Source organism: Pseudanabaena sp. PCC 6802 (assembly GCF_000332175.1).
In the GTDB taxonomy this organism is placed as follows: domain Bacteria; phylum Cyanobacteriota; class Cyanobacteriia; order Pseudanabaenales; family Pseudanabaenaceae; genus PCC-6802.
The window spans coordinates 3,740,333-3,764,945 of record NZ_KB235914.1 but is presented as its reverse complement, the minus strand read 5'-3'; the positions used below and the strand labels follow the sequence as shown (position 1 = coordinate 3,764,945).

The 24,613-nt window shown below is 47.9% G+C and carries 16 protein-coding genes and 1 pseudogene; 7 read left to right on the top strand and 10 right to left on the bottom strand.

Going from position 1 to position 24,613, the window contains the following annotated elements; genetic code table 11:
* Window positions 1-161 precede the first annotated feature (161 nt).
* Both PSE6802_RS30130 and PSE6802_RS0123305 read left to right on the top strand, forming a co-directional pair.
* Window positions 162-911 (top strand): DedA family protein, encoded by a 750-nt coding sequence (locus PSE6802_RS30130; protein WP_019502445.1) that lies wholly within the window; start codon window positions 162-164, stop codon window positions 909-911.
* Between the two features lie 246 nt (window positions 912-1,157).
* Window positions 1,158-1,292, top strand: a pseudogene (locus PSE6802_RS0123305) (CopG family transcriptional regulator); the annotation flags it as partial.
* Between the two features lie 154 nt (window positions 1,293-1,446).
* On the opposite strand, the gene PSE6802_RS0123300 reads toward PSE6802_RS0123305, so the two are convergent.
* Window positions 1,447-2,394 (bottom strand): alpha/beta fold hydrolase, encoded by a 948-nt coding sequence (locus PSE6802_RS0123300; protein ID WP_019502443.1) that lies wholly within the window; start codon window positions 2,392-2,394, stop codon window positions 1,447-1,449.
* 159 nt (window positions 2,395-2,553) lie between these two features.
* On the opposite strand from PSE6802_RS0123300, the gene PSE6802_RS0123295 reads away from it, so the two are divergent.
* Window positions 2,554-3,051 carry an HNH endonuclease gene (locus tag PSE6802_RS0123295; RefSeq protein WP_019502442.1) on the top strand — a complete coding sequence of 166 codons (498 nt, stop codon included), beginning with the start codon at window positions 2,554-2,556 and terminating at the stop codon, window positions 3,049-3,051.
* A 141-nt stretch (window positions 3,052-3,192) separates the two neighbouring features.
* Here the strand turns inward: PSE6802_RS0123295 and PSE6802_RS0123290 are convergent, their stop codons facing one another.
* The 9 genes from PSE6802_RS0123290 to PSE6802_RS0123240 form a co-directional block, all read right to left on the bottom strand.
* Window positions 3,193-3,927 (bottom strand): cytochrome c biogenesis protein CcdA, encoded by a 735-nt coding sequence (locus tag PSE6802_RS0123290; RefSeq protein WP_019502441.1) that lies wholly within the window; start codon window positions 3,925-3,927, stop codon window positions 3,193-3,195.
* A gap of 64 nt (window positions 3,928-3,991) precedes the next feature.
* Complete coding sequence (locus PSE6802_RS0123285; protein WP_019502440.1) at window positions 3,992-4,462, bottom strand: chemotaxis protein CheW; 471 nt, start codon at window positions 4,460-4,462, stop codon at window positions 3,992-3,994.
* 39 nt (window positions 4,463-4,501) lie between these two features.
* A complete protein-coding gene (locus tag PSE6802_RS30125) occupies window positions 4,502-8,086 on the bottom strand; it encodes a hybrid sensor histidine kinase/response regulator (RefSeq protein ID WP_019502439.1) in 3,585 nt (1,194 codons plus the stop codon).
* Window positions 8,087-8,184: 98 nt separating this feature from the next.
* Window positions 8,185-11,481, bottom strand: coding sequence for a GAF domain-containing protein (locus tag PSE6802_RS30120; protein WP_019502438.1), 3,297 nt, complete (start codon window positions 11,479-11,481; stop codon window positions 8,185-8,187).
* A gap of 75 nt (window positions 11,482-11,556) precedes the next feature.
* Complete coding sequence (locus PSE6802_RS0123270; RefSeq protein WP_019502437.1) at window positions 11,557-14,865, bottom strand: GAF domain-containing protein; 3,309 nt, start codon at window positions 14,863-14,865, stop codon at window positions 11,557-11,559.
* Window positions 14,866-15,107: 242 nt separating this feature from the next.
* A complete protein-coding gene (locus tag PSE6802_RS0123260; protein WP_019502435.1) occupies window positions 15,108-15,602 on the bottom strand; it encodes a chemotaxis protein CheW in 495 nt (164 codons plus the stop codon).
* Window positions 15,603-15,612: 10 nt separating this feature from the next.
* Window positions 15,613-15,978, bottom strand: coding sequence for a response regulator transcription factor (locus PSE6802_RS0123255; protein WP_019502434.1), 366 nt, complete (start codon window positions 15,976-15,978; stop codon window positions 15,613-15,615).
* A gap of 131 nt (window positions 15,979-16,109) precedes the next feature.
* Complete coding sequence (locus tag PSE6802_RS0123250; protein ID WP_019502433.1) at window positions 16,110-17,300, bottom strand: response regulator; 1,191 nt, start codon at window positions 17,298-17,300, stop codon at window positions 16,110-16,112.
* 561 nt (window positions 17,301-17,861) lie between these two features.
* Window positions 17,862-18,509, bottom strand: coding sequence for a phosphoribosylanthranilate isomerase (locus tag PSE6802_RS0123240; protein ID WP_019502431.1), 648 nt, complete (start codon window positions 18,507-18,509; stop codon window positions 17,862-17,864).
* 26 nt (window positions 18,510-18,535) lie between these two features.
* On the opposite strand from PSE6802_RS0123240, the gene PSE6802_RS0123235 reads away from it, so the two are divergent.
* From PSE6802_RS0123235 to PSE6802_RS30110, 4 genes are all read left to right on the top strand, one after another.
* A complete protein-coding gene (locus tag PSE6802_RS0123235) occupies window positions 18,536-19,204 on the top strand; it encodes an SRPBCC family protein (protein ID WP_156815639.1) in 669 nt (222 codons plus the stop codon).
* A gap of 162 nt (window positions 19,205-19,366) precedes the next feature.
* Window positions 19,367-22,216 carry an EAL domain-containing protein gene (locus tag PSE6802_RS31450; RefSeq protein ID WP_019502429.1) on the top strand — a complete coding sequence of 950 codons (2,850 nt, stop codon included), beginning with the start codon at window positions 19,367-19,369 and terminating at the stop codon, window positions 22,214-22,216.
* Window positions 22,217-22,537: 321 nt separating this feature from the next.
* The gene (locus PSE6802_RS0123225) at window positions 22,538-23,155 is read left to right on the top strand and encodes an alpha/beta hydrolase (RefSeq protein WP_019502428.1); all 618 of its coding nucleotides are present in this window, start codon (window positions 22,538-22,540) and stop codon (window positions 23,153-23,155) included.
* 13 nt (window positions 23,156-23,168) lie between these two features.
* The gene (locus PSE6802_RS30110) at window positions 23,169-24,494 is read left to right on the top strand and encodes a GGDEF/EAL domain-containing response regulator (protein WP_051050595.1); all 1,326 of its coding nucleotides are present in this window, start codon (window positions 23,169-23,171) and stop codon (window positions 24,492-24,494) included.
* Window positions 24,495-24,613 lie beyond the last annotated feature (119 nt).

Sequence of the window (24,613 nt, the reverse complement as noted above, 5' to 3'; positions counted from 1 at the left end):
ACCCCCACACCCCCTGAACTAACCGATCTGTCTACGGCTATATCTAGAATTCCGTTGTATCTCAGTATCTCAATTTTTAAACCAAAAACCTGAGCTTAGCTCCTATAATAAAATTGATACATTGATACAAAAAGTAACAATCTCCTCAGGCAAACCACTGGATGTCCTTCGACTTTATACCTCTAGAAGCAATTCAGAACCTCGCCCATACCTATGGCTACTGGTTCATTTTTTTGGGCATTATGCTGGAAAATGCTGGCATCCCTATTCCTGGGGAGACGATCGTACTAGTAGGTGGATTTCTGGCTGGCAGCAACGAACTTTCATATCCCATAGTGCTTGTCTGTACTGCATTAGGGGCAATCCTCGGCGATAACTTTGGTTATTGGCTGGGCAGATGGGGAGGGATAAAGGTTCTAGAGAAAATTGGCCGACTGTTCCGCGTCAGTCACGAGCAAGTGGTTAGAGCCAGAGAGAAATTTGTTGGCAATGCCGATCGCGCGGTATTTTTTGGTAGATTTATCACCCTACTCCGTATCTTTGCAGGCCCGATGGCGGGGCTATCGGGTATGTCCTACAGGCGATTTTTATTTTTTAATGCCACTGGGGCAATTATATGGTCGTCGATTATAACCAGCCTTGCCTACTTTGCAGGTAGTTTCATCTCCCTAGAACAGCTAGCTCATTACGTGACGCGATTTGGTTTATTCGTTTTGTTGGGCTTATTGGCCTGGATATCGATCCTGCAAATATTCAAATTCTTCAAGAATTCACGCGATCGCCATACTAAGGCTAAATCCGAGTTGATTACACCTCTATATGCCTGGCAGCTAGAAGTCGCGGCTACACAACCAAAGTCTGCCTGTGCGGACTCCAAGAAAATCGGGTTAACAGATCGGGATTTGGTATAAATCTTTTATCCGCAACCTTTCTATTCATAAGCCTGTACGTGAGTCGAACATACCCAGCCAAACTGATGGCTTGATGAATGCGATCGCCCGCAGGAGGGGCGAAACATAATGCTAGGGGGGGTGATTGCGAGTTGATTGCGCTATAAGGCTATCACTTTTGACAGATATGTGGCAAATACCAACTAAGATAAAAAGTTGTTGTTACAATGAACAGTGAACAATGAAGACGCGATTGAGAGGTAATCAATGCCAAGAAAAGAACAGGGCTGGATTACGTTTCAGGCTTCTGATGAAGAAAAGCAACTTCTGGAGCTTTATTGTCAGCAAACTCAGCGAACCAAAACTGAAGTACTGAGAGAATTGCTCCGAAGCCTCAAACGTAGAGTGCGTGAATCTCCTGAAGCCACGTAGCGGCTACCATCGCTCTCCACTAACGCTCTCTGGGATAGAGCTTTAGACACCTAGCTCAACTTGCACAATAAAACCAATCGCTAATTGCTATAACACCTAAGGCTCTATTCCATGCGTTGATAATTCACGATTGCTGCTTTGCGATCGCATCCAACCAGTCTAGGATTTCCCGATTTACTCTAGCCGGATCTTCATCGTGGGGGCAGTGACCCCGATCCGGCAGTTGAATAAGCCGTCCATTGGGAGCTAATTTAACTAAACGCGGCCCTTCGGTGGGCGGAATTGCTTTATCTTTAGCTCCCCACAGAATCAATAAGGGAACGTGCAATGCTTGCAGGGCTTTGGTCAAACTGGGCGAGTATCCAGGTCGATTGAGGCTGAGGCTCAGGTGTAAAAAAGCAGTAACGGCTTTCTTCTCCAGAGTTGGTTCGACGATAATCTGCACCAGTTCGGGATCGACATTACTGCGATCGCAGTAGACAAAATTTTTCAACACTGACTCGATCGTCTGGGGTCGAGCGAGAAAATAAAACATGGGCTTGAGGCACAACCGCAAAACAATAGCTTCTAGCGATCGCTTAATCGGTCGTACTGGTTTCGGCACCATTGCCTCCAGGGCATCGAGATCGGGCAAACTAATCGCCACTACCCCTGCCGCCATTTCTGGATGGGTATGTGCGGCAATTACTGAGATGAGCGCGCCTAACGAGTTCCCCACAATTACCGCAGGCTGCTTCACAAACGTACGCCAGAACTCAAACACCTGCTCTACCCACAAACTAATACTGTAACTAGCCGGCGGTTTTTCCGAGCCGCCAAACCCAACCAGATCTAGCGCGTAGACCATATGTCGTTGGGAAAGTTCGGGCATATTATGCCGCCAGTGCAGTCCCGACGCGCCAAAACCATGCACGAGAATAATCGGAATACGGCTCTGCTCCTGTGATGGGCGCATAAAGGTGTAGCGGGTTTGCCAGCCCCTCCAGACCCAATCGCGGCTTGACATGGCTGGCAATGAAATAGAGCGATCGCTCCGTTTAGTCTGTTTAGTCAGTGTTTCGGTAGTTAACATGCCAGCCGATTTTGGATTGAGCTTGGATCGAATAGCAACTTACGACGTGATGCAGAATGAGGTCGCTATATAAAAATTTGACTATAAAACTCACTTAATATATATGCGATCGGTTCCGCCTATGCTAGCATCTTCTGAAAGCCTATGTAGATTTAACCGATGGCAAAAGTCTTGGTACTCAATGCATCGTATGAGCCGCTAAACATAACTAGTTGGCAACGCGCGGTTGGCTTGTTAATTAAAGGAAAAGCCGAACAGGTAGAGCACAACGGCAGAATGCTTTATCCAGGCTTCCCTGCGCCAACGGTGATTCGGCTTCTGCACTACATCAATCTTCCTTACAAGGAAATTCCGCTGACAAGGAGAAATATACTACATAGAGACGGGCACTCCTGTCAATATTGTAGTTATACGGGTGACGATCTGACCCTAGATCACGTCATTCCTAAATCGCGTGGCGGTGGTGAATCTTGGGACAATATAGTCACTGCCTGCGTGCGCTGTAATGTCAAAAAAGGTAATCGCACGCCTAAAGAAGCCCACATGCCTTTAAAGAAACAACCGCGCCGCCCTCACAGCGGCCTTTATTTTGAGGTAACAAAGTATCTCCGCAGCGGCGGCCATCAGGAGTGGCAAAAGTACGTGATCGGTTTTTAAAGGTAAAAAGTAAAAAGTAGAGTTCCATTTTTTACTTCTCTTAACTTTGACAATAATCGCACCAAGAATGCGTGTTAGCGCTTCTGCTTCTGTGTTGAGAGGCTTTGCGCCTAAACATTACTTTGCATCGCTACCTGTTGATTAAGTTTGACTGAGAATAGAGATAGTGCCAAAGCCGATCAGAATTATGCCGCTTCCCTTCGTTAACCAACCCGACCAGGTGCGGATGGCAACAATCTGATTTAACGCGCCTGTAAAAGTACCCGCCAGGATTAAGGGTGCAACAGAGCCTATGGCATAGGCCAGCAAGAATCCTGCCCCAATTGCAATACTGCCAGTCGCGCTCACCCAGGTTAGTAGCGTGACGAGAACTGGCGTACTGCAGGGTGAGGCCACCAGACCAAAAGTCAATCCCACTAAATAGGATCTAACCCCACTAGGTAACTGACGCGAAATCTCGATATTGCCCCAATTCGGCAACTGCATCGGCAGAATTTCTAATAGCTGCAGTCCCATTGCGATCGCCACGGCACCCATCAGAATCGACCAGCCCCAACCAACCTGACCGTAGATTTTACCCAGTAGGGCTGCTGCCAGTCCGAGTCCTGTCAGCGTCGTGGCACATCCCAGAGCAAACCATATCGATTGAGTTGCCGCCGTCCAGCTATTTTTTGACTCAAACCCACCAATATAGCCAATCGTCAAAGGCAACATCGACAAAGTGCAAGGCGATAGACTTGTTGCTAATCCCGCCAAAAATACGAACCCAGCACTAAACAAGGAGAGATGAGCTAACTGGCTGTTTACCAGAACATCCGACCACTGCTCGAGTTGATACAGCCAGATTTGGAGCGTGCTGAATAAAGATGCAAACATTAGTTTTAGATGGCGTTACTATAGCAATCCTATCTGAATCGATGGTTTAAGTCAGGCAACCGTATTAACTTTGGCTCTGGCGGCGCACGATCTCGATTAGCTTATCTGTTGAGAGGAGGAATGCGGTTTGGGTTGCTTCGCCGCTCGGTACCTGTACCATGTGGCTGGCAATGCCGAGGGCATCGCGATCGCGGTAGTCGCTAGGAATCGGACGCACCGCCGACGCAGCCACATCGCTCATCTTTGGTAAACCGGGCACAGGCACGCCAAAAAACTCTTGCCTGTCTCCTTGCATGACGACTAAATAGCGCCCTGGGTTGGTACTAGAGCTGCCAAAGATTTCATGGGAAAGATCGACGATTAGTAACTCCTTGTCCTCAAAGTTGGCAAGCCCTAGGGTTTTGTCACCGCTTCTAAAGATTTCGGGAGTGGGAATAACTTTAATTACGTCGTCTAGTTTGATGGCAACATTAAGATGCTTTAGGGCAAAAACTAGCATCTTCTGCGTAGCTTCTTTAGTCTTTGTTTTTAGCATGGGTTCAGCACGAATTGAGTGCGAGTCGAGCGGATCTACTTATCTAATACTACCCACAGGTTGACTTTCTAAACACGAGTTTAGGGTTTTGAGTAATTCCTGCTCCAAGTAGGGTTTGGTGAGGTATGCGGTAGCTTTGAGCAGTTTGGCAAGCGAGCGATGTTTCTCTCCAGAACGGGAGGTCAGCATAATGATGGGCAATCCCGCACGGGCTGGCTCTTGGCGACACTGGCTCAAAAATTCAAAGCCATTCATACGCGGCATTTCCACATCGCAGAAAACGGCATCAATCTCAGGTTCCTGTTGCAGTTTATCTAACCCATCGCGCCCATCACCAGCTTGAATGACGCGATAGCCTGCTTTCTTTAAAGTTAAAGCTAAGGTTTGGCGAGTTGTGAGCGAGTCATCTATAACCAGGACACTCCTGGCGTTTTGTTGAGGATTAGGAGCGGCAGACAGATCTGCGAAGGTGCTGGCTGACCTGGCAAAGCGCTTGTCCTGTAATGGTTGAGGGTTGAGGAGTTTCGATACTAGGGCCAGACCGTCGATTACTGGCAGCATAGAACCGTCGCCTTGAATAGTACAGCCATAGAGATATGAAGGTGCGGCGATCGCTTTGCCAAACGGCTTAATTACCAATTCTTGTTCGCTCAGGATCTGGTCTACCTCCAGGGCAATTGTTTGTTCGCCACTCGATACAATCAGCAGCGGTATTCCTTCTTCAGAAGGTAAAGCCATTGTAGAGATCGGTTCCTCGGCTCGTTTCGGTAATGGATAGGCATAGGAGAAAGCTGAATGCGGATAAAGGGAGATGAGACGTTCTTGGTAACGATAGAATTGTTTGCCTTGAATTGTTTGAATATCGGCATCAGCAGCAGTCACGATGCTGGTTAAGGTATCGACGGGGATTGCCATCAAGTTGGAACTGATGCTAAATATGAGTAGCTTAGCAATGGTCAGAGTTAGTGGTAGCCGAATTGTGAATGTCGTGCCCTGACCTAGTTCAGAAGTAATCACAATACCACCTTTGAGACTGCCGATTTGCTCTCGCACGGCTGGCAAACCCATACCGCGACCGGAAATCTCGCTTACTTTGTCGGCAGTTGAGAAACTGGGTGAGAAAAGCAGTTCGTATAGTTCCGCAGCCGAAGCTGCCATGGCCTCATCCTTAGTCATGGCTTCCCTTGCGATCGCCACCGATCGCACTTTCTCAATATCGATGCCCCTCCCATCATCCCGTACTTCAATGTAGGTTTGGTTACCGCGATGATAGGCGCGCAGTTCGATCGTTGCTTCTGGTGGCTTGCCTTTGGTTTTCCTCTCTTCTGGGGTCTCAGTACCGTGATCGAAAGCGTTACGGATCAGGTGTACCAGAGGATCGAAGAGTTTCTCTAATACCGCTTTATCTACTAAAGTATTAGCACCAACAGTCTTGAGCTTTACTTGCTTATTATTTTTGGCCGCTAAATCTCTCACCATCCGTGGAAAGCGCTGCAATATTTCACTGAGGGGCATCATCCTCGCCCATAACAGGTCATTACGAACCTGTTTCAGGGTTTGCTGCTTCTGGCGTTGAGTTTGTTGGGATTGTTGCGTCAGGAGAGCCATATCCCGCATGGTCTCTCCCATTTGGGCAATCTCTTCTAAAGATTCCTGCACGACGGTGTAAACGTAACTGTAGGAATCCATCAGCAAGGGATCGAAACTATCGAGTTCGGCCAGAGCATTGGTAGGTGTAAGGACGGTAGATAAACTCAAAGAATTACGTTCTAGAGCTTCTGACTTGATACTACTCACCTGCGAGGTCTGACTGGTATCAAGACACTTTTCTAATTCCTTGGCGATTTGCTCAAACCGCTCGAACCGTCTTTGCAAGGTGCGCAGTGTCTCCTGTAGCTGTTGGCTTTGCAGCATGGAGCCATTTTCTTGGGTTACTAGCTCTCCCACCAAGTTATTTAAGCGCTCCATCCTTCCCAAATCTACTCTCACCATACTGGTGGCAAGCTGGGCAGGAGATTGGGAAGAGGTAGCTCCCGAGTTAGTTGTAATTTCCAATCTGGCGGCAGGTCTCCTGGCAGGGTCTGGAGGTGGAGGAGTTAGTTGTGGCTTGACTCCCGATGTGTCGGACGCATTAGCATTAGTGGGAGTAGTTGTGGAAGGTGCGCTGACGGATGTAATTGGGATGTCTGGCAGCGATGGAAATGCCGATATCTCAGCGGCGATGAGACTATCTGCTTCTGCCTCGCTAATATTACCAAACGTATTATCCAGTAAGGTTACATTCTCGTTGAGGTCGGCCTCGTCAGCAAAAGATGAGAATTGGAACTGGGTAGTTGGAGCTTCGTCTAAGGTCACCTCATCTATGCGATCGCACAAAGCATCTAATCCGGTTCCTAGCTCGGCATTTAAATCTTCTTCATTTAGACCGATACCTCGATCTATAAGTTGATAGGTATCAGCATCCAGATCGCCAAGATTGTGCGCTAAATCGGTATTAACAAGTTGGGATTCTGTAGATGGGGCTAGTCGATCGCCGATCTGGGAATCGCGAGCATCATCAAATACAGTTGCATTCAGCGCACTGAGATCTAAGTCAGCCAGATCGCCTTGAAGGTCGTCGCTAAAAGCACTGGAGAAGTTGTTGGAAATATCTTCAACATTATCGGTTATGTCCAGGTTATCTAACGATAGATTAGATAAATCGGAAAGATCGCTCAGATCCGCTAGAGGGTTTAGATCCGCATCAGAAAAGTCCAATCCTAAGTCAGGCAAAATACTGCTATCAACGTCCGTTAAGTCTGCGACTGCCGGTTGCGACGAGCCATTAGAACTATCTGTCGCGCCAGCGAGCGCTAATAGTTCGGTGCTGGGAGTGCCACCTTGGGAGCGATCGCCTGCTAAAACGGCAGCTTGTGCTTCTGTGAAATTAGCTATGGCAGTCTGTCCTACAAGCAATGGATTTTCAGGATGGCGATCTAGTGCCTGAACTGTGGTTTGGGCGATCGCCTTAAACCCTGGCAAATTCAACAACTCAGCAATACCGGCAAATACTTCTGCCTGCGCCCTAATCTCACCTTCTACTTCCTCTACCTCAGGATGAGCCAGCACGGACTTTAGTCGTTCTATCCCCATCGTTACGTCGCCGGAGAACACCACCTGAGCGATATCAAACCCCAGTTCGGCAGCAGTGGGCAGCTCCAAATCCGCTCCTATGCTATCGCCTAAATAATTTTCCAGGACGCTAAAAATTGGCTCTGCTTTAGCGATCGCTTCTTCAGCATTGTAGTAGCCAGTTTCAATTTGCTCGACTAATGGCACGCGCAAACAGTCAAAGGCCTGGAGTAGAAGTTCTTCGACATCTAGATCGATTTCTTTTTCCTGGCGATATAAGGCGCGAAACACGTCTTCGAGGCGATGGGCAATTTTTTGGATGCCAGGTAGATCGACGCTGGCAGCTCCACCTTTAATCGAGTGCGCCGCTCGCATTAGACTGTGCACCTGAGGTACGCTGCGATCGCTGCGTAGTTGCATCAGGCCGCCTTCGATGGTGTGCAAGAACTCGATGGCTTCCTGGGCAAAAAATTGATAGGCTTGGTCGCGGATTTGGGGATCGAGACTAGACATAGGAATTAGCCACTAACAACTAAGGTAATTTCTAGAGCGCGTAATGTCAAAGCCCTCACCCCTTGCTAAGCAGAAGGGAAGAGAGCCAGGCACCAACGCTACAGCTTGAACTGAGATACGCTAACTTGCAATTGTTCGGCAACGTTTACAAGCTGTTCGAACGACGCTGCCACAGAGGTGGACTGCTCGGATGCTTCCTTAGCGCTGGTGGCAACGTCTTGCATGGTTTTACTTACCGTCGCCGAGGTGCGAGTTTGTGCCGCCGCCGTTTGAGCGATCTCCTGCACTAGTTTATTGGCCTGATTACTTACGGTTGTAATCTGGGCGAGCTTTTGGCGAGCTTCTTCTACGAGTTGCGTCCCGACTACTACTTGCTCGGTACCATCTTCCATTGCTGCTACTACTTCGTTAGTTTGGGTTTGAATTTCTTCGACTAACTGCTCGATATCGGCTGTAGCAGAAGCGGACTGTTGAGCTAGGGCGCGGACTTCTTCGGCTACCACCGCGAAGCCTCTACCTTCTTCTCCAGCGCGGGCTGCTTCAATGGCGGCGTTCAGTGCCAGGAGGTTGGTTTGGTCGGCAAAGCCACTAATCAGGTTAACTACCTTAGAAATTTTCTGAGAAGCTTCACCCAATCGTTTTACCTTCTTGGCAGTTTCAGATACCGTCTCGCGGATGTTAGAGATCCCGGTCACTGTGCGGTTCATAGCTTCGTCGCCAGCTTGGGCTTCCTGGTTAGCGCGTTGCACCTGCTGTTCGGCTTGCTTGGCTCGGGTTGCCATCACTTGCAGCGATTCAGCGATCGCCTCCACCTGTTTGAGTGCTGTGCTAATCGTTTCAGCCTGTTGCGATGATACCGTTGCAACTTCGCTAATTGCACCTTCATTACTCATGGCTGTTTTTACCACCTCAACCGAGGCACCTTGCACGTCGGTTACAATCTGGCGCAAGCTGCGAATAATCGCATTGTAGGAGTCAGCCAGGGTACCAACTTCATCGGGTGTCACCTTGGCCTTGACCGTCAGATCGCCTCTACTCACAGGATCGACTTCCATCAGCAACTCAAGCGCTCGTTTTTGCAGTAGTTCCTTTTGCTCTTGTTGATCTTTAGCGATCGCGGCAGCCTCGGCACGAGCTTCTTGGCGGGCTTTGTCCATTTGTTCGATGAACGTGGCTTGTTCGATCGCATAACCTACCTGGCTTGCCAGTTGTCTGAACAAGTCAATTTCGCTGTCATCCCAAATGCGCGGGGCATCGCATTGATGCAAGATCAACAGGCCGATTAGCTCCTTGTTGCGCACAATGGGAGCGACCAGATTGGCTTTCACGGCAAATGGTTCTAGTTGCTTTAAATGGCAGTCGGTGAGGTTGGCTTTGTAGATATTAGGTGTAGCCTGAACGCGCCCTTCACGATATTTTTCGACATAGCGATCGGCGAAACAGGGATCGTGAATTTGGGCACCCAGAGCTTTCGGCCATTGACTCCCCACGGACTCTGCAATTATCGTCCCTTTCCAATCGGCATCAAAACTATAGATAATCGCGCGATCGGTTTTGAACAAATCTCGCACTTCATGCACTGCTGTATCCAGGATTTCTTGGAAGTCGAGAGTTTTACCAATCTTGAGCGAGATTTCAGCCAGCCTATCTTTGAGCGCGGCAACCTTAGCTTTTTGTTCGGTTGAGAGAATTTGCCCCACAGCATAACCTACCTGGACTGATACTTCTGAGAGCAAACCGATTTCATCTGCCTGCCAAACGTGGGTGTTTTTACAGTGGTGCGCTACTAAAAGACCGAATAGCTGTCCTTGCTGTACGATTGGCGTTACCAAATTCGCTCTAATTTGCAGGCGGTTCAATAACTGTCGGTGCTCTGGATGGTAATCTCGCTCCGATACGTCGTTATTGACGACTATGCGCCCCTGGCGATAGTCTTCGATCAAGTCTGGGCTGATGCAGGAATCTGTAGCATCTTCTTCGAGGGCACTGGGCAAGCCAGGGAGGACGGATTCGTGGGACAGATAACCGCTCCAGTCGGGGTTAAAGCGGTAGATCACCACGCGATCGACATCGAGCATGCGGCGGGTTTCGGTAACGAGCACGTCCAGGGTATTGTCTAGATCCGTAGATTGTCGAATTGTCAGAGCCAGGCTAGAGACATCATTTCTGCGCTGAATTTGCTCGGCCATCAAGTTGATGTTAGAACCCAGCAGTGCTAATTCATCTGCACCCTCGACGGGAACGCGGGTGTCGAGTTCGCCTTGACCGATTTTTTCTACTGCTGTTGCCGCAGTTTGAATTGGTCTAACAGTGCGATTTGCCAAGATTGCCGAGATCGCAGCAACCACAACAGAAGCCAGCAATATACTGGACACAAGCAGCAATTGCAACTCGCGTTGTTGTTTAAATGCAATATCTTCATCTAGGCCGAGGATGACAAACCAGTTGAGCTGAGGTAGGGAGCGAACTTGGGGTGTCTTGCTAAAAGCAAGAATCTGTCGACTGCCATCAATCTGGTCGGTTGAGTAAAATGCCCCCGATTTACTAGTAGCAATTTTCTGAGCAAAACCTGGTAAATCTTTATCGGCTTCTCTGCCAATCTGATTTTTTTCTAATGCAAGAACAAATTTGCCCGCACTATCAACGAGGTGATATTCACCAAATTGCTCGTTATCTGAGAACAAAACTTCTACTGCAGAAGCAGGAATGCGAGTACGCAGAATCGCAATTGTCTCACCAGTAGCTCTATCTTTTACTGGTGCTGCTAGAAAGAAACTGGGAAGCTTCGTAACTTTTGAAACCTGCACTTCCTGTTCGATGTAGGGCTGGTTAGTACGCTTTGCTTCTTGAAAGTATTGGCGGAAGTTAACGTCAGCAGGTGATTCAACCTTGGATGATGCCAGTTGCAATTTGCCATCTAAACCGTAGACAGCAATGCTGTCATAAACACCATAAGCTTGGATGTAGCGATCTAAAATGTCAATTTTTTCTGCTGTAGTCAGGGTAGTACGGAGCTTAGCATTGGTGAGAATTGGTAAGTCAGCCAGCACCTGGACATCGCCATAGCGCTCGAACATAAAGCCACTAAGGTTGGTAGCCAAAGACTGCGTTAGATTTATTTGATTCGCTTCCAACTGCCGAGTAGAGTTACCAGCACTAAGTAAGGAGACCGTTGTACCGATCGCAATTACAGGTATCGTTCCGAGCGCGATCGCCAGAGCTGTGGCTTTGGTGCGTAGATTAAGCGATCGTTGCTTAGAAAGCTTCTCGCTCTTGGGTTGGGGGCTGGGGGTTGGGGGCTGGGAGGGGGGAGTTAGTTTGATGGTATCTTTCGTGGTGGTGCCGTTGGCAGATTGGGTATCGAAGTTGGAGACCTGATTGTTATCTAGAAGCATGGTTGGTTGTCCTTTGATGGTGTGGTTAGATGGGTAAAGTTAAGATTCCGCAAAATCGCAACGGGAGATTAGCAGCTAGTTGACTTTAAACTGCGAGACACTGACCTGTAGTTCTTTGGCAACTTCGAGTAAATTGCTAAATGATGCGACGACGCTGCCAGATTGCGTTTGGGTATTGGAGGCGATTTCGGCTACATCTTTGATGGTTTGACCGACTTTGGTCGATACCTGTGTCTGAGTTACGGCTGCCCGTGCGATTTCTTGTACCAGTTTGTTAACCTGGGCGCTCACCTCAGCAACCTGGGCTAGTTGCTGTCGGGCTTCTTCTACCTGACGGGACCCGGTATTTACCTGCTCCGTGCCGGTTTCCATCGCCAGCACCACTTCACTAGTTTGAGCTTGAATCTCTTCGATAATTTGTCCGATTTCAGTGGTGGCTGATGCCGATCGCTGTGCTAGCGCCCGTACCTGTTCTGCTACCACCGCAAAGCCTTGTCCTTCTTCGCCAGCGCGGGCAGCTTCAATCGAAGCATTCAGCGCCAGCATATTAGTCTGGGCAGCGATATTGCGGATCAGCTTGACTACCTTGGAAATCTTTTGGGAAGATTCCCCTAGCTGCTTTATTTTCTTGGCAGCATCGGATACGGTGGACTGTACCAAAGAGATACTCGATACCGTGCGGTTCATGGCTTCGTCACCTGCCTTTACAACCCGATCGGCCATTTGCACTTGTTCGGTGGCGGTTTTGGCGCGAGTAGCTACACCCTGGCTAGATTTGGACATGGTTTCGATTTGCTCTAGGGCTGCGGCGATCGCTTCCACCTGCCGTACCGCCTCAACAGCCATGCTCTTTACCTTTGGTTCGCTATCTGCTGTAGTTTGAGATACAGCTTGGGTGGCAGATTGCACCTGTTCGACGATTTGTCTGAGGTTGCGGATCGTGGAATTATATGAGTCAGCCACCGTACCGATTTCATCCTCAGTCACTCTCGCTCTCACGGTCAAGTCGCCTTTACTGACTGGATCGACTTCCATTAGTAGTTCTAGAGCGCGTTTTTGCAGGAACTCTTTCTCTTGCTTTTGTGCTTCTGCCCGCGCATCTGCTTCAGCGCGAGCATCAATACGAGCTTTTTCAATTTGTTCGATCGTTGTGGCTTGCTCGATCGTGTAGCCCAACTGCACCGCCAACTGTCCCAGGAGCTCGATCTCGTTTTCATCCCATTTGCGCGGGGCATCGCACTGGTGCACGATTAACAGCCCCATTAGCTCTTTATTGCGCAGAATGGGTGCGACCAGATTTGCCTTCACCGCAAAGGGTTCCAATTGTTTGAGGTGGCAGTCAGTTAAGTTAGCGGCGTATATGTCCGGTGTAGCTTGAACTCGACCGTTGCGATATTTCTCCACATAGCGATCGGCGAAACAAGGATCGGCAATTTGAGTGCCCAGAGATTTCGGCCATTTGTCTCCCACCGATTCTGCGACGATCGTGCCTTGCCAATCCGCGTCAAAACTATAGATAATGGCGCGATCGGTTCTGAGTAAATCGCGCACCTCATGCACCGCCGTATCGAGGATTTCCTGGAAGTCGAGATTTTTCCCCATCTTGAGCGAGATTTCCGCCAATCTATCTTTAAGCGCAGCGACTTTAGCCTTTTGTTCGATTGAGATAATTTGACCGATGGCATAACCCACATGAAACGCAACTTCGGAGAGCAGATTGATTTCATCTGCTTGCCAAGTGTGTTTTTTAGTGCAGTGGTGGGCGACCAACAAACCGAAAAGTTGCCCTTGCTGCACAATGGGGGTGACCAAATTCGCCTTAATTTGCAGGCGTTGCAATAACTGCCTGTGCTCTGGATGATAATCGCGTTCGGATACGTCATTATTTACTGCCACGCGCCCCTGGCGATAGGCTTCGAGCAAATCTGGACTGATACAGGAGTCAGTAGCCTTTTCTTTGAGGGCACTGGGTAAGCCGGACAGGACGGATTCGTGGGATAGATAACCGCTCCAGTCAGGGTTAAAGCGGTAGATCACCACTCGCTCAGCCCCAATCAGTTGCCGCGTTTCCCGCACGAACATTTCCAATGCCGTTTCTAAATCTACGGATTGCCGAATTGACAGAGCCAGACTAGAAAGCTTGTTTCTCTGCTGAATTTGCGCCGCCATCGAGTTAATACTGGTACCTAGCACCGCCAATTCATCGGTACCAACCGTAGGAATACGGGTATCCAATTCGCCCTGCCCGATTTTTTCCACAGCTAAAGCCGCATCTTGAATCGGTTGAGTTGCCCGTCTCGCCAAATATGCGGCAAGCAGAGCCACCACACCCGAGGCAATTAAAGTACCACCAATCAGGTTAGCAGCCAGACCATACAATGGGGAAAAAACAACCTTGTCATCAGCTAAGAGGAAGCCATCCCAACCGATATCTGGTAGGCGTTGCGATTTAAAAGGAGCGTAAACTCCCCACACATCTCGTTTCTCAAGCGGTTCGTAAGTATCAACTGTCGTCGTTTTGCCTTCTTTGCGCAATTGTTCAAAAATCGGTAGGTGCTCTTTAGCAGGCGTACCAATTGCTGTGCCGTCGTTAACCACAAAAACTTTACCATTACGATCCGCCAAATGATATGTGGTCGAGTTTTGCCCAAACCTGCTGACCAGGGCATCAATGTGTTTGACTGGCATGCGCGCTCTCACCACACCAGTAAGTTTACCCGTAGCAGGATCGCGTACAGGAGCCGAAAAGTACATCACAACCTCGCCAGTCGCTTTAGCCACACGCGGCTGCGAAAAAAAGACATTTGCACCCTTTACGATCGCTTGAAAGTAGTCGTCATCTTCGTGTTTGCCCAGTTGCGTGCCCTCACTTGCCGCAATATCAGTGCCGGTTAAGTCCATGAGCGTAATACTGTCGTACACGCCATGGATTTGCTTAAATTTTGTCAGTAGGAGGGATTTATCCTGGGTGTTTTTTTCTTGCAATACTGGTTGATAGGATAACGCCTGAATGTCTCCGAAACGCTCGAACAAAAAGCGCTCGATTGTTGCCAGAAATTCCTCAGCTTCGGAAGTTTTTTGTCGCGCGATCTGGGCTTCAAAGGCTCTATCCGCTGCTAAATATGCAGCCGTCCCGATCGCAATTACAGGTACAATTCCGATCGCCACTGCTAGCGCTGTAGCCTTAGTGCGTAACTTCAGCGACCGCCAGCCAAAACGCTTCTTGTTTGCAGATTGAAGGTTATTTGGAGGTGGGGGTGTCGCTCCGCCAGTACCTCGTGTAAGGTGAGTAGGAGATAGTTTGAGCGTACCTTTTGCGATCGTGGTGCCGTTGGGGGATTGGGTGTCGTCGAATTTGGAAACCTGATTGTTATCTAAAAGCATGGTTGGTTGTCCTTTGCTGATGTGGTTGGATAATCGAGGAAGAATCTGCAATATTGATAACGGGAGATTAGTAGCTAGCTAACCTGAAGCTGAGATGCGCTGACGACCTGCAAATCTCTGGCAACCGTTTCACCTTGAGCATCCGTCAGAATTTTAAAATTTTCGATCGGCTCAGTCATAGTATGAGGATTAGTCCTGAGGTGGAAATTGACTTTTATCTGATATCTACATCGGATTGACACTTATGCATCTATCGCATTCATTGCTGGCGCAAGCGCATCCCCATCTAAAACTAGTGTCAAGTCGCGATCGGGAGCCAAATAATACCCTCGCAAGTAACTAGCTAAATCCGAAGTAACGTAGTTCGCGACTGATGTTTGAATTCGATCGGGAGCGCACCAGAGCATCTGTTCCACCCCACTTACCACCAGACCCATAATTTGTCCCTGGCTGCGTACCAGGATGGATTTGTAGGTGGCTTGGGTGTAGCTTGCCGCGTGAAGCGGCTCAAACCCCAGCATGCAACCTAGATCGACCATCCACAAAACTTCCCCCCGCCAGTTACTTACTCCCATAACATAGGGAGAGACATCTGGTATGGGCACAACTTGACCGATAGAGATATTAACGATCTCTACCAGTTGTTTAGTCGAGATCATTACCCTTTGCTTAGGAGGCAGCAAGAAGGTTAAGAACTGCTCGCTAGCAGTTGCTTTGGTCGAGGTGCTTTCTGCCATAAATCAAAGATTAACCTTTAGCCAATAATTTAACCGTACGCACTAATTCTGCTGGATCGATGGGTTTGGTCAAGTAGGAAGATGCGCCCTGCTTCATGCCCCAGAACTTGTCCATCTCACCGCTCTTGGTCGAACACATGACGATGGGGATATCTTTAGTTTCTGGCTTTTCCTTGAGTTCGCGACAAAGCTCAAATCCACTTTCGCCTGGTAAAACAACATCCATAACAATCAGGTCGGGTTTTTGCTGTGCCAGCATAGTCTTGGCATCTTCGCTACTCTTTGCTACCACAGTCGTGAAGCCAGCACCTTTGAGCGTGCTGGTGATGATTTCCGCTTCTGTCAGTGTATCTTCGACAATTAGAACTGTTGACATTTATGTCTCCCTAATAATGGTTCTCAAACTAAATAATTCCCAAAAAAAACGCATCGATCTCTAACTTGGCATTCAAACATAAAGCACTTGTAGGTCAGCGTTTTACGCGCAAAATCTTAACTTTTCCGCAACTAATTTTCCGTTTCTGCTTGATTTAGGTACTTATCAAGCATTTGCCTCACTTTCACTGGATCGGCTGGTTTCCCTAGAAAATCCGATGCACCCACCATCTTGGCTCGCACCCGATCGATTACGCCATCGTGTCCAGTCAAGATCACGATCGGAATATCTTGGAAGGTGGAAGTTTTACGCAAAAACGTACATAACTCATAGCCATTAGTATTGGGCATGACCAGATCTAGAAAAATCAGGTCGGGTTTGCGTTTTAACAGCAAACTTACCCCTTGCAGTGGGTCGATAATATGTATGACTTCGTACCCTTCATTATTGAGGATCTGAGTCATTTCTTGCCCGATGAGCGGACTATCGTCAATGCAGGCAATCAAACCTTTGCTCTTGGGAGGCGGTGGCTCGCTTTCCGGTTGCTGGCTGACTGGCGGATAGGGTAAATCGGGAATTTCTTTTAATTCCACAATGCCATCGATTATCAGTGGCAAGAGCGATCGCATCACGGCAATCATGGAGCGCTGCATCTTAAACGACAGATCCCAAAGGGTATTCTGACCGTTTAGCAAGCTGACTAAGACCTTGTATGTCGGTGGGGTGATCGAGCCACTATCAACCATAGCTTTGAGCTGATCGGGCAATGCCAGAAAAGGTGCGAAGTCAAAAGAGAACCCCGGCATCATTTTTTGAATATGGCCTAGACCGGCCATTTGCCATTTTGTCTTGGCATCATAGGCGTGTTGAATCACCTGATCCACTGATAGCAAGACTAGAGGCTGTAAAGGCTGCTTGCTAAATTTCCAGTCAATTTGGAGCTGACCGCGATCGATTAAGGTGTATAGCACTTCTTGCACGCTTGCTACAATCAATGCCTTCGCCTTTTCCGAGTCGATTTTTGCCTGTTTGAGCGCGTTCCCAATCAGATAAAATTCCCACGGCTCAGGCAGATTACCCAGAGTACGCAGCCAGGTTTCGGAAATGGCACTAGGGCAATGCTGCCTAATTGCCCTAAATAAACGCCTTGCCCGATGGCTGCCACCGGTGGCATAGATCAACCGCCCCTGGTAGAGGTAAAAGCTCCAGGTAGAAGATGGCTGCTGTTCTGGAACAACTATTAACTCTCCTGATGCGCGATCGTGTTGCAAGAGCTTTAGCTCGTTCGCGATCCCTGATAATGCTGAAATTTCTGCTTCCATGCGCTCGAAGTCTCATTAATTTAAGTTGCGGTTTGGATTGGCCTACTCGTACAACTACTAGTAGATCCATTTGTATTTGGAAGAACTAAAAGCGTAAAGTTATAGTTAGGGTATAGTTAGTAATATCTTGCCGTATCCGAAGCGATCGGTATTGTCAGCTAAGTAACTGCTGAGCTTGAGGGTTAGCTCCAAGTTTTTATTAACTAATGCTATAGGAAAATACTTCACCTAGCATTACTTAATATTAAGCCAGTCTCAAAATATAAAAATATAGCTGACAAAAAGTAAAGCTACGATGAGCGATGCAAATTATGCAAATTAGTAATTTTTATAATCTGAGTCACAACCATAGCACTAGTATTCCCGATCTTCAGAAATAGTATTCCCCATCTTTGCCAAAATTTAACTCTTAGTAACCTACTTTAAAAGTTCTATTTGGTGCCTAGTGTTGCCTCAGTCTAGGTATTTTGGCTAGCTACCCAATCCCAGCTCGTGCTATAGCACTGCAAAATCAGCTCAACTGCTTTCCGATGCAGGTGCACCTGCGTCAGAGACTCATAGTTAAATTGCGAGCGGTTGTCTAACTGCATGGATTAATTTCCTAACACGACCGATGTCCTTATTCCCAGGTGCAATTTCTACTCCACTCGATATATCTATGCCATCGGGATGCAACTGCTCTAGAGCGATCGCGACATTTTCAGGCGTTAGCCCACCTGCCAATAACCAGTGACAGGTGGGGCGAAAATCAGTCAGAATGTCCCAGTTAATCGTTCTACCTGTACCACCAGCTAATTTAGGATCGTAAGCATCAAGCAGGATGGCATCAATGGCATCAGTCCCTTCAACATATGCCCGTGCCTGCTCTAGATCCTCTTTTGTCTGAATTCTGAATGCTTTAATTAACTTGACATTTGGGATTGCAGACCGCAGAGCCTGACAAAACTGTAACGATTCCTTCCCATGTAATTGCACGCAATTTAAACCAGATCGCTGTATTATTTGGTGGATTTCAGGTAAACTGGCATCCAGAAATACACCAACTCGATCTACGCTTGCAGGCAGGAGATCGCATATGCAGCGAATTTGTTCGCAATCGACATAGCGGGGCGTGTAAGGTACGCAAATAAAGCCCAAAGCATCGATTTCCATAGCGGCGATCGCTACGGCTTGATCCGGCTTAGTAATTCCGCAAACTTTAATGTACATAAGTATTAGGAAGTAGGAGATTTAGCTTGAGCAAAAAGATAAATCGTACGCGGGTGGTACTTAGGACATGCCAGCAAGTTAGCTTAGCGGTCTTAGGGAGTGCATTAACTAGTCTAATCGGTCTCAACAACATCTCATCTGTGCAAGCAGAGCTATTCAATGGGCCTGTAGATCGATTGCCGCCCATCGAGCGCGATGCTCTGCGCAAGGGACAGGTAGTTGTCAAAGGCGATCTGGGCCAATATGAGGCTAAGGTATTGGTGCAAGCTTCGCCCCAAGCCGTGTGGAGTGTTTTAACCGATTACGCTAATCTGTCTAAGTTTATTCCTAACCTAGCTTCTAGCAAGGTGCTGGAGAACAAGGGCAACCGAAAAGTAGTAGAGCAGGTCGATAGCCGTCAAGTATTTTTAATTAACGTGCGATCGCGCACTAAACTGGCTATTAAAGAAACCTTTCAAAAGCAAATTGACTTTCAAATGGTCGATGGCGATCTGGAAAGTTTGCAAGGTTACTGGAAAATGGAACTGGTTGCTACCTATCCGGGTGCTAAGCCTAACCAAGTGCTGATCACGCATAATGTTAGCGCTCAGCCAAAGTCATCTGTACCGCAGTCCACTTTCTACGATATTTTCAAAAGCTCGCTCAGCAACACCCTGGCTGCTGTTAGCAGCGAGATTAAACGGCGAGGAACCTAGGTATTGTTACTAATTAAAGCTAGGTGTATAGCAATCCGCAATGATTCGTGCAAATTAGCGGTCAGCGGTCAGCGGTCAGTGCAGAGATTTTACAACTCAAACGGGACTGCTATATGTGAAAGGCTATGTAATATAATCGATCGCTAATTACAAATTCTAAGTATGCAGAACAATAAAGGTTTGCATAGCTTATTGCCACCACTGCGCGACGTTCTCGACTCCAATGTATTAACTGTTACACAGGATACTCCTCTAGTAGAGATTATCAAGCTAATTGGCTATAACGGTAGAAGGCTGGAGGCAGATGAATCAAAGCAGGAAGATGCTTCTAGCTCGGTTACGGGGGGGAATGACTTTACTGTAGTGGTAAATGAGCTACAACTAGTCGGTATCATCACTGAAGCTGCAATTCTAGGGCTTATATCTCGAGGGGAGGATATAAGTGCGGTGCATGCTGCTGATGTCATGGTGTCACCGCTTGCGACCTTGGAAGAGTCAGATTTCCAAGATATCTTTGCTGTCCTCGATTTGTTAAAGCACCATCAATCTAACTGCCTTCCTATTCTCAACGATCGGGGCTGTTTAGTTGGGGTGGTGACGTTGGATAAGCTATTGCAAGCTCTGGAAGTGACTAACCTGCTGAAATATTGCTCGGTTGCCGAATTCATGCAGGTCGATTTGGTCTCCGCGCTGCCATCTACATCTGTACTTTCCGCAGCCAAATTAATGGCAAAGCATAGTATTAACTACGCGATCGTTCTTGCTGACGAGTCAGTTGGCCTTATTACTGCCCGAGATATCATCTACCTGTCCGTGCGCGATCGCGGCCTCAGCGGGTTATCAGTTGGTGAGGTCATGAATGCAAACTTCGATCGCATCGATCGCGATGACTCTCTGTGGCACGCACATCAAATGATGCAACGACTGCAAGTCTCTCAATTGGGGGTAGTAGATCGTCGGGGAAATCTGGTAGGTGTAATGCCACAACTGTCTATTTTAGAAGTATTCAATCCCACAATTGTCTATGGGTTTGCTGCAAATTTACAGCAACAGGTCAATAGTCTCAAGCAAGAGAAATTAGAACTGCTGCAAAGTTTGAATAAGAGTGCAGAAGTCCCTGAAACTCAAAGTAACTCAACGATTCAAGCTGAAATCGAGCGCGATTATCTACTGGCAATCATTGCTATGCGACTGCGCCAGTCTCTAGATTTAGAAGAAATTTTAGAAACCGCTGCTTTAGAAATCAGGGTTTGGCTGCAGAGCGATCGCGTATTTATTTATCCCTTCGATCCGAATTGGGATGGGATACTTAGTCTTGAATCAGTATCTGCACTGCAGTGGTCGCTTTTAGGTAGAAATATTCGCCACGACTACTTTGACAATATTGCTACCGATTCTTTCTTGCGCGGCAATGCCATCGCGATCGAAGATATTTCTCAAGCCAGAATAGAGCAAACAGATGTTGAGTTTTTAACCGAGTTGCAGGTGAAATCCAGTCTGATCGTACCGATCCCAAGGGGAAATAAACTGTGGGGGTTGATGGTAATTCACCACTGCACGGAACTGCGGCAATGGCAACCAACGGAAATTGCTTTCCTGGAAAGGTTTGCACCGCAGCTAGCCATCACCATTCATCAATCTTCTCTTTTAGAGCAATCGCAGGTAGAGTTGGCGGAGCGCAAGCTCGCAGAGGCCAAGCTACTGCACAATGCTTTTCACGATTCCCTTACGGATCTGCCAAATCGAGCTTTATTTATGGATCGCCTCAGTCACGCTGTAGAGCGTACCAAGCGGCACAGTTCGCATTTATTTGCGGTGCTTTTTCTCGATATAGATCGCTTTAAAGTCGTTAACGATAGTCTCGGACATACGATTGGCGATCAACTGTTAATTGCGATCGCCAAGCGCCTGCAATCTTGTCTTTATTCCTCTGATACGTTTGCTCGTCTGGGGGGAGATGAATTTACGATCTTGCTGGAAGATATTGCTGACTATAGCGAAGCTATCTCCCTCGCCGATCGCTTGCAACAAGAATTACACCAACCCTTTGTTCTGAGCGGATATGAAGTGTTTACTTCTGTCAGTATTGGTATTGTTATGAGTAGCTTTGGGTATGAAGATCCGGAGTCGATGTTACGCGATGCCGACACGGCGATGTATCGTGCTAAAGCTAGGGGTAAGGCGCAATATGTCATGTTCGAACCCGCCATGTATGCAGGTGCGGTAACCAGACTGCAATCTGAAATTGACATGCGCAAAGCGATCGAACGCAACGAGCTAAGGCTTTTTTATCAGCCGATCATGTCGCTCGCTACTAAAAAGGTGACGGGTTTTGAAGCCTTACTACGCTGGCACCACCCCGAGCGGGGATTTATCTTCCCCATTGACTTCATCGCTCTTGCTGAAGAAACCGGACTAATTGTGGCGATCGGCGAATGGGTATTGCGCGAAGCCTGTCGCCAACTTTTAAAATGGCAGGCACAGTTCCCCCTGGATACGCCACTGACAATTAGCGTCAATATTTCTAGTTTGCAAGTTACCCAACCTAACTTTATCGACCAGGTCGAACAAATACTACAAGAAACTGGACTCGATCCCAAATGCTTAAAGCTAGAAATCACAGAGACTGCCCTTATGGACAATCTTGATATTGCCTGTAAGCGGTTCGAGCAATTGCGCAACCGAAATATTCAGGTCTACATTGATGATTTTGGTACTGGCTATTCATCATTTGGGTACCTACAAAATCTCCCGATCGACGTGCTGAAAATCGACAAATCCTTTATCAATAAGATTGCTTTTGACGAAAACAGCTTGCAAATCGTCCAGGCAATCATGTCACTGGCCCGTAGTATTGGTATGGGCGTAGTGGCGGAAGGAGTTGAGACATCAGAGCAGTTAGCTTGCCTGGAAGCAATGGGGCAGGAATCAGTGCAAGGATATTTCATTTCCAGACCTGTAGACAGTCTGGCTGCCGAAATGATCGTTCGGGAATTACAAGCAGAAACTTAATTAAACGCAAAGTGCAACTAACGTACTCCCTCATTCCCTCATCCCCCAGCCCCTTCTCCCAAGCCAGGAGAAGGGAAGGAGCCAGAATCGGTCAAAGTCCCTCTCCCAGAGCGGGAGAGGGATTTAGGGTGAGGGTAATGGGGGAAAGTTGTACATCGCATAATTAACAAATAAGGTAGGTGGTAGGTAATCGCAAAATTTTCACGGCGCTTATTTCTAGCACAATTTCTCGCATCGCTAGCAGCTTGTAGTGCGGAACGCTCGACTGGCGATCGCTCTACCCTCCAATCCCCAACCCCCAATCCCCAACCCCCAACCCCAATGGCACAATCTAAACCTTTGAAACTCAGAACTATTCCGGCTAGTAAAACCAAGTCAGGCGTACTGATTGCCTTGCACGGCTGGGGTGCTAATGGCAACGATCTAGTACCGCTCGCACCTGAGTTAAATCTGCCGGACTATGAATTTATCTTTCCGGAAGCGCCATTTGACCACCCCCAGGTACCGGGCGGCAAAATGTGGTACGACCTTCAAGATCCCGATCGCGGCGGCTTAGCCAAAAGTCGTCAAATACTCGCAGAATTTTTAAACTCTCTACCGAAAACCACCGGTATTCCGCTATCTCGTACGATTCTATTGGGTTTTTCTCAGGGTGGGGCGATGGCACTCGACGTAGGCTTGAGGTTGCCGCTGGCAGGTCTGGTTTGTTTGAGCGGTTATTTGCACGCGATCGCCACTCCCCCTAAATCGCCAATTTCGCCAATTTTGATCGTACATGGCAAGCAGGATGCAGTTGTACCATTAAAGGCAGCACAGATAGCCCGCGACACATTGCTCGGGCTGGGAGCTAAAGTCAAATACTTAGAATACGATATGGGGCATGAAATTCGTCCAGCAGCGATCGCGCAGGTACAGCAGTTCGCAGAGGGACTAAAATGAATGAAGTTAGGTAATGTCAGACAGCACTTACCTAGCCAACCCATTAAATTTACACTCCTCCATGTCAGCCAGCTTAGATTACCCAGATTATACAGACGAGCAAAATAAGGCTAGTATACTCATTGTCGATGATGCCCCAAATGACCTAGAGCTTTTGTCTCTACTATTGCGGCGGCAGGGGTACGAGGTACGTATAGCCCTAAACGGTTCGGACGCGCTAGCTGAGGCAGCAGCCGATCCGCCCGATCTAATCTTGCTGGCTGTCTACATACCCGATATAGATGGGTATCAGGTATGCAACCACCTCAAAAGTAATGCTAGAACTAGCGAGATTCCCGTTCTATTTATCAGCGAGATCGACGACCCCCTCGATAAGATCGAGGCTTTTTCGGTCGGCGGTCTAGACTACATCAACAAGCCTTTCCAAGTATTAGAAGTCCTGGCGCGGGTCGAGACCCACCTCAGATTGCGATCTTTGCAACTACAATTACAGGAACAAGCCAGGATCTTGGAAAACCAGAATCGCGATCTGCAACGTCAAATCCTAGCTCTGCGGCGGGTTGATAAATCTCTGCATCCAGCTTTACGTGCGGCGATCGCCAATCACGAGATGCAGTTAAAGTATCAACCGATCTTCGAGTTGGAAACGTCCAGGATTAGAGGGTTTGAGGCATTACTGCGCTGGCATCATCCCGACTTTGGGGAGGTTTCACCCCTGGACTTCATTCCTTTAGCGGAAACTATGGGATTGATCGAGGCACTAGGGGAATGGGTGATTTGCCAATCCTGTCAGGATATGGGCAATTGGTTGCAGCAAGCTCCTCATGCTGCCCATCTCACCATGAGCGTTAATATATCCTCCAGACAAATCAACGGTTCGGGATTTGCACAGCTAATTGAAAGGGTACTGCACGACAATCAGATCGTTCCCGCCAACCTTAACTTTGAGCTTACCGAAAGTACGTTGATGACCGATCCGGACTATGTGTGCGAAATACTAAGGAAGCTCAAGAATTTAGGAATTCAGCTTTGCGTCGATGATTTTGGTACCGGCTATTCTTCTTTGAAGCACCTCCATAATTTCCCGATCGACACGCTCAAAATCGATCGCTCGTTTGTGTCGCAGGAAGAGTGGGCAGTGGTGAATGCCATTATCATGATGGCCGATGCTTTGGGGATAGGGGCGATCGCAGAAGGGATTGAAACGCCAGCCCAACTGCACAAACTGAAGTCATTGGCATGCAAGCAGGGGCAGGGATTTTACTTGACCGAGCCTTTAGAAGCGATCGCTGCCTCAAAACTCATCCTCAAAAATCTAAGCTCGACTATTTATACCTAAAAGGTAGTTATGCAGTTTGAAGCGATCGCGCAAAGACTTGTGGTTCTGGCAAAGTTTCGCCTTCTTTAAGGGATGAATCGATTGGATCCACTTCAACTGTTTGGTTTAACTAGCATAGA

Coding starts and splice junctions, on each gene's coding strand:
- PSE6802_RS0123290 (WP_019502441.1), bottom strand. CDS start 3,927: ATGTTTGCATCTTTATTCAGCACGCTCCAAATCTGGCTGTATCAACTC.
- PSE6802_RS0123240 (WP_019502431.1), bottom strand. CDS start 18,509: ATGTACATTAAAGTTTGCGGAATTACTAAGCCGGATCAAGCCGTAGCG.
- PSE6802_RS0123300 (WP_019502443.1), bottom strand. CDS start 2,394: ATGTTAACTACCGAAACACTGACTAAACAGACTAAACGGAGCGATCGC.
- PSE6802_RS30110 (WP_051050595.1), top strand. CDS start 23,169: ATGTCAGACAGCACTTACCTAGCCAACCCATTAAATTTACACTCCTCC.
- PSE6802_RS0123285 (WP_019502440.1), bottom strand. CDS start 4,462: ATGCTAAAAACAAAGACTAAAGAAGCTACGCAGAAGATGCTAGTTTTT.
- PSE6802_RS30120 (WP_019502438.1), bottom strand. CDS start 11,481: ATGCTTCTAGATAACAATCAGGTCTCCAACTTCGATACCCAATCTGCC.
- PSE6802_RS30130 (WP_019502445.1), top strand. CDS start 162: ATGTCCTTCGACTTTATACCTCTAGAAGCAATTCAGAACCTCGCCCAT.
- PSE6802_RS0123250 (WP_019502433.1), bottom strand. CDS start 17,300: ATGGAAGCAGAAATTTCAGCATTATCAGGGATCGCGAACGAGCTAAAG.
- PSE6802_RS0123260 (WP_019502435.1), bottom strand. CDS start 15,602: ATGGCAGAAAGCACCTCGACCAAAGCAACTGCTAGCGAGCAGTTCTTA.
- PSE6802_RS0123270 (WP_019502437.1), bottom strand. CDS start 14,865: ATGCTTTTAGATAACAATCAGGTTTCCAAATTCGACGACACCCAATCC.
- PSE6802_RS30125 (WP_019502439.1), bottom strand. CDS start 8,086: ATGTCTAGTCTCGATCCCCAAATCCGCGACCAAGCCTATCAATTTTTT.
- PSE6802_RS0123225 (WP_019502428.1), top strand. CDS start 22,538: ATGGCACAATCTAAACCTTTGAAACTCAGAACTATTCCGGCTAGTAAA.
- PSE6802_RS0123295 (WP_019502442.1), top strand. CDS start 2,554: ATGGCAAAAGTCTTGGTACTCAATGCATCGTATGAGCCGCTAAACATA.
- PSE6802_RS31450 (WP_019502429.1), top strand. CDS start 19,367: ATGCAGAACAATAAAGGTTTGCATAGCTTATTGCCACCACTGCGCGAC.
- PSE6802_RS0123255 (WP_019502434.1), bottom strand. CDS start 15,978: ATGTCAACAGTTCTAATTGTCGAAGATACACTGACAGAAGCGGAAATC.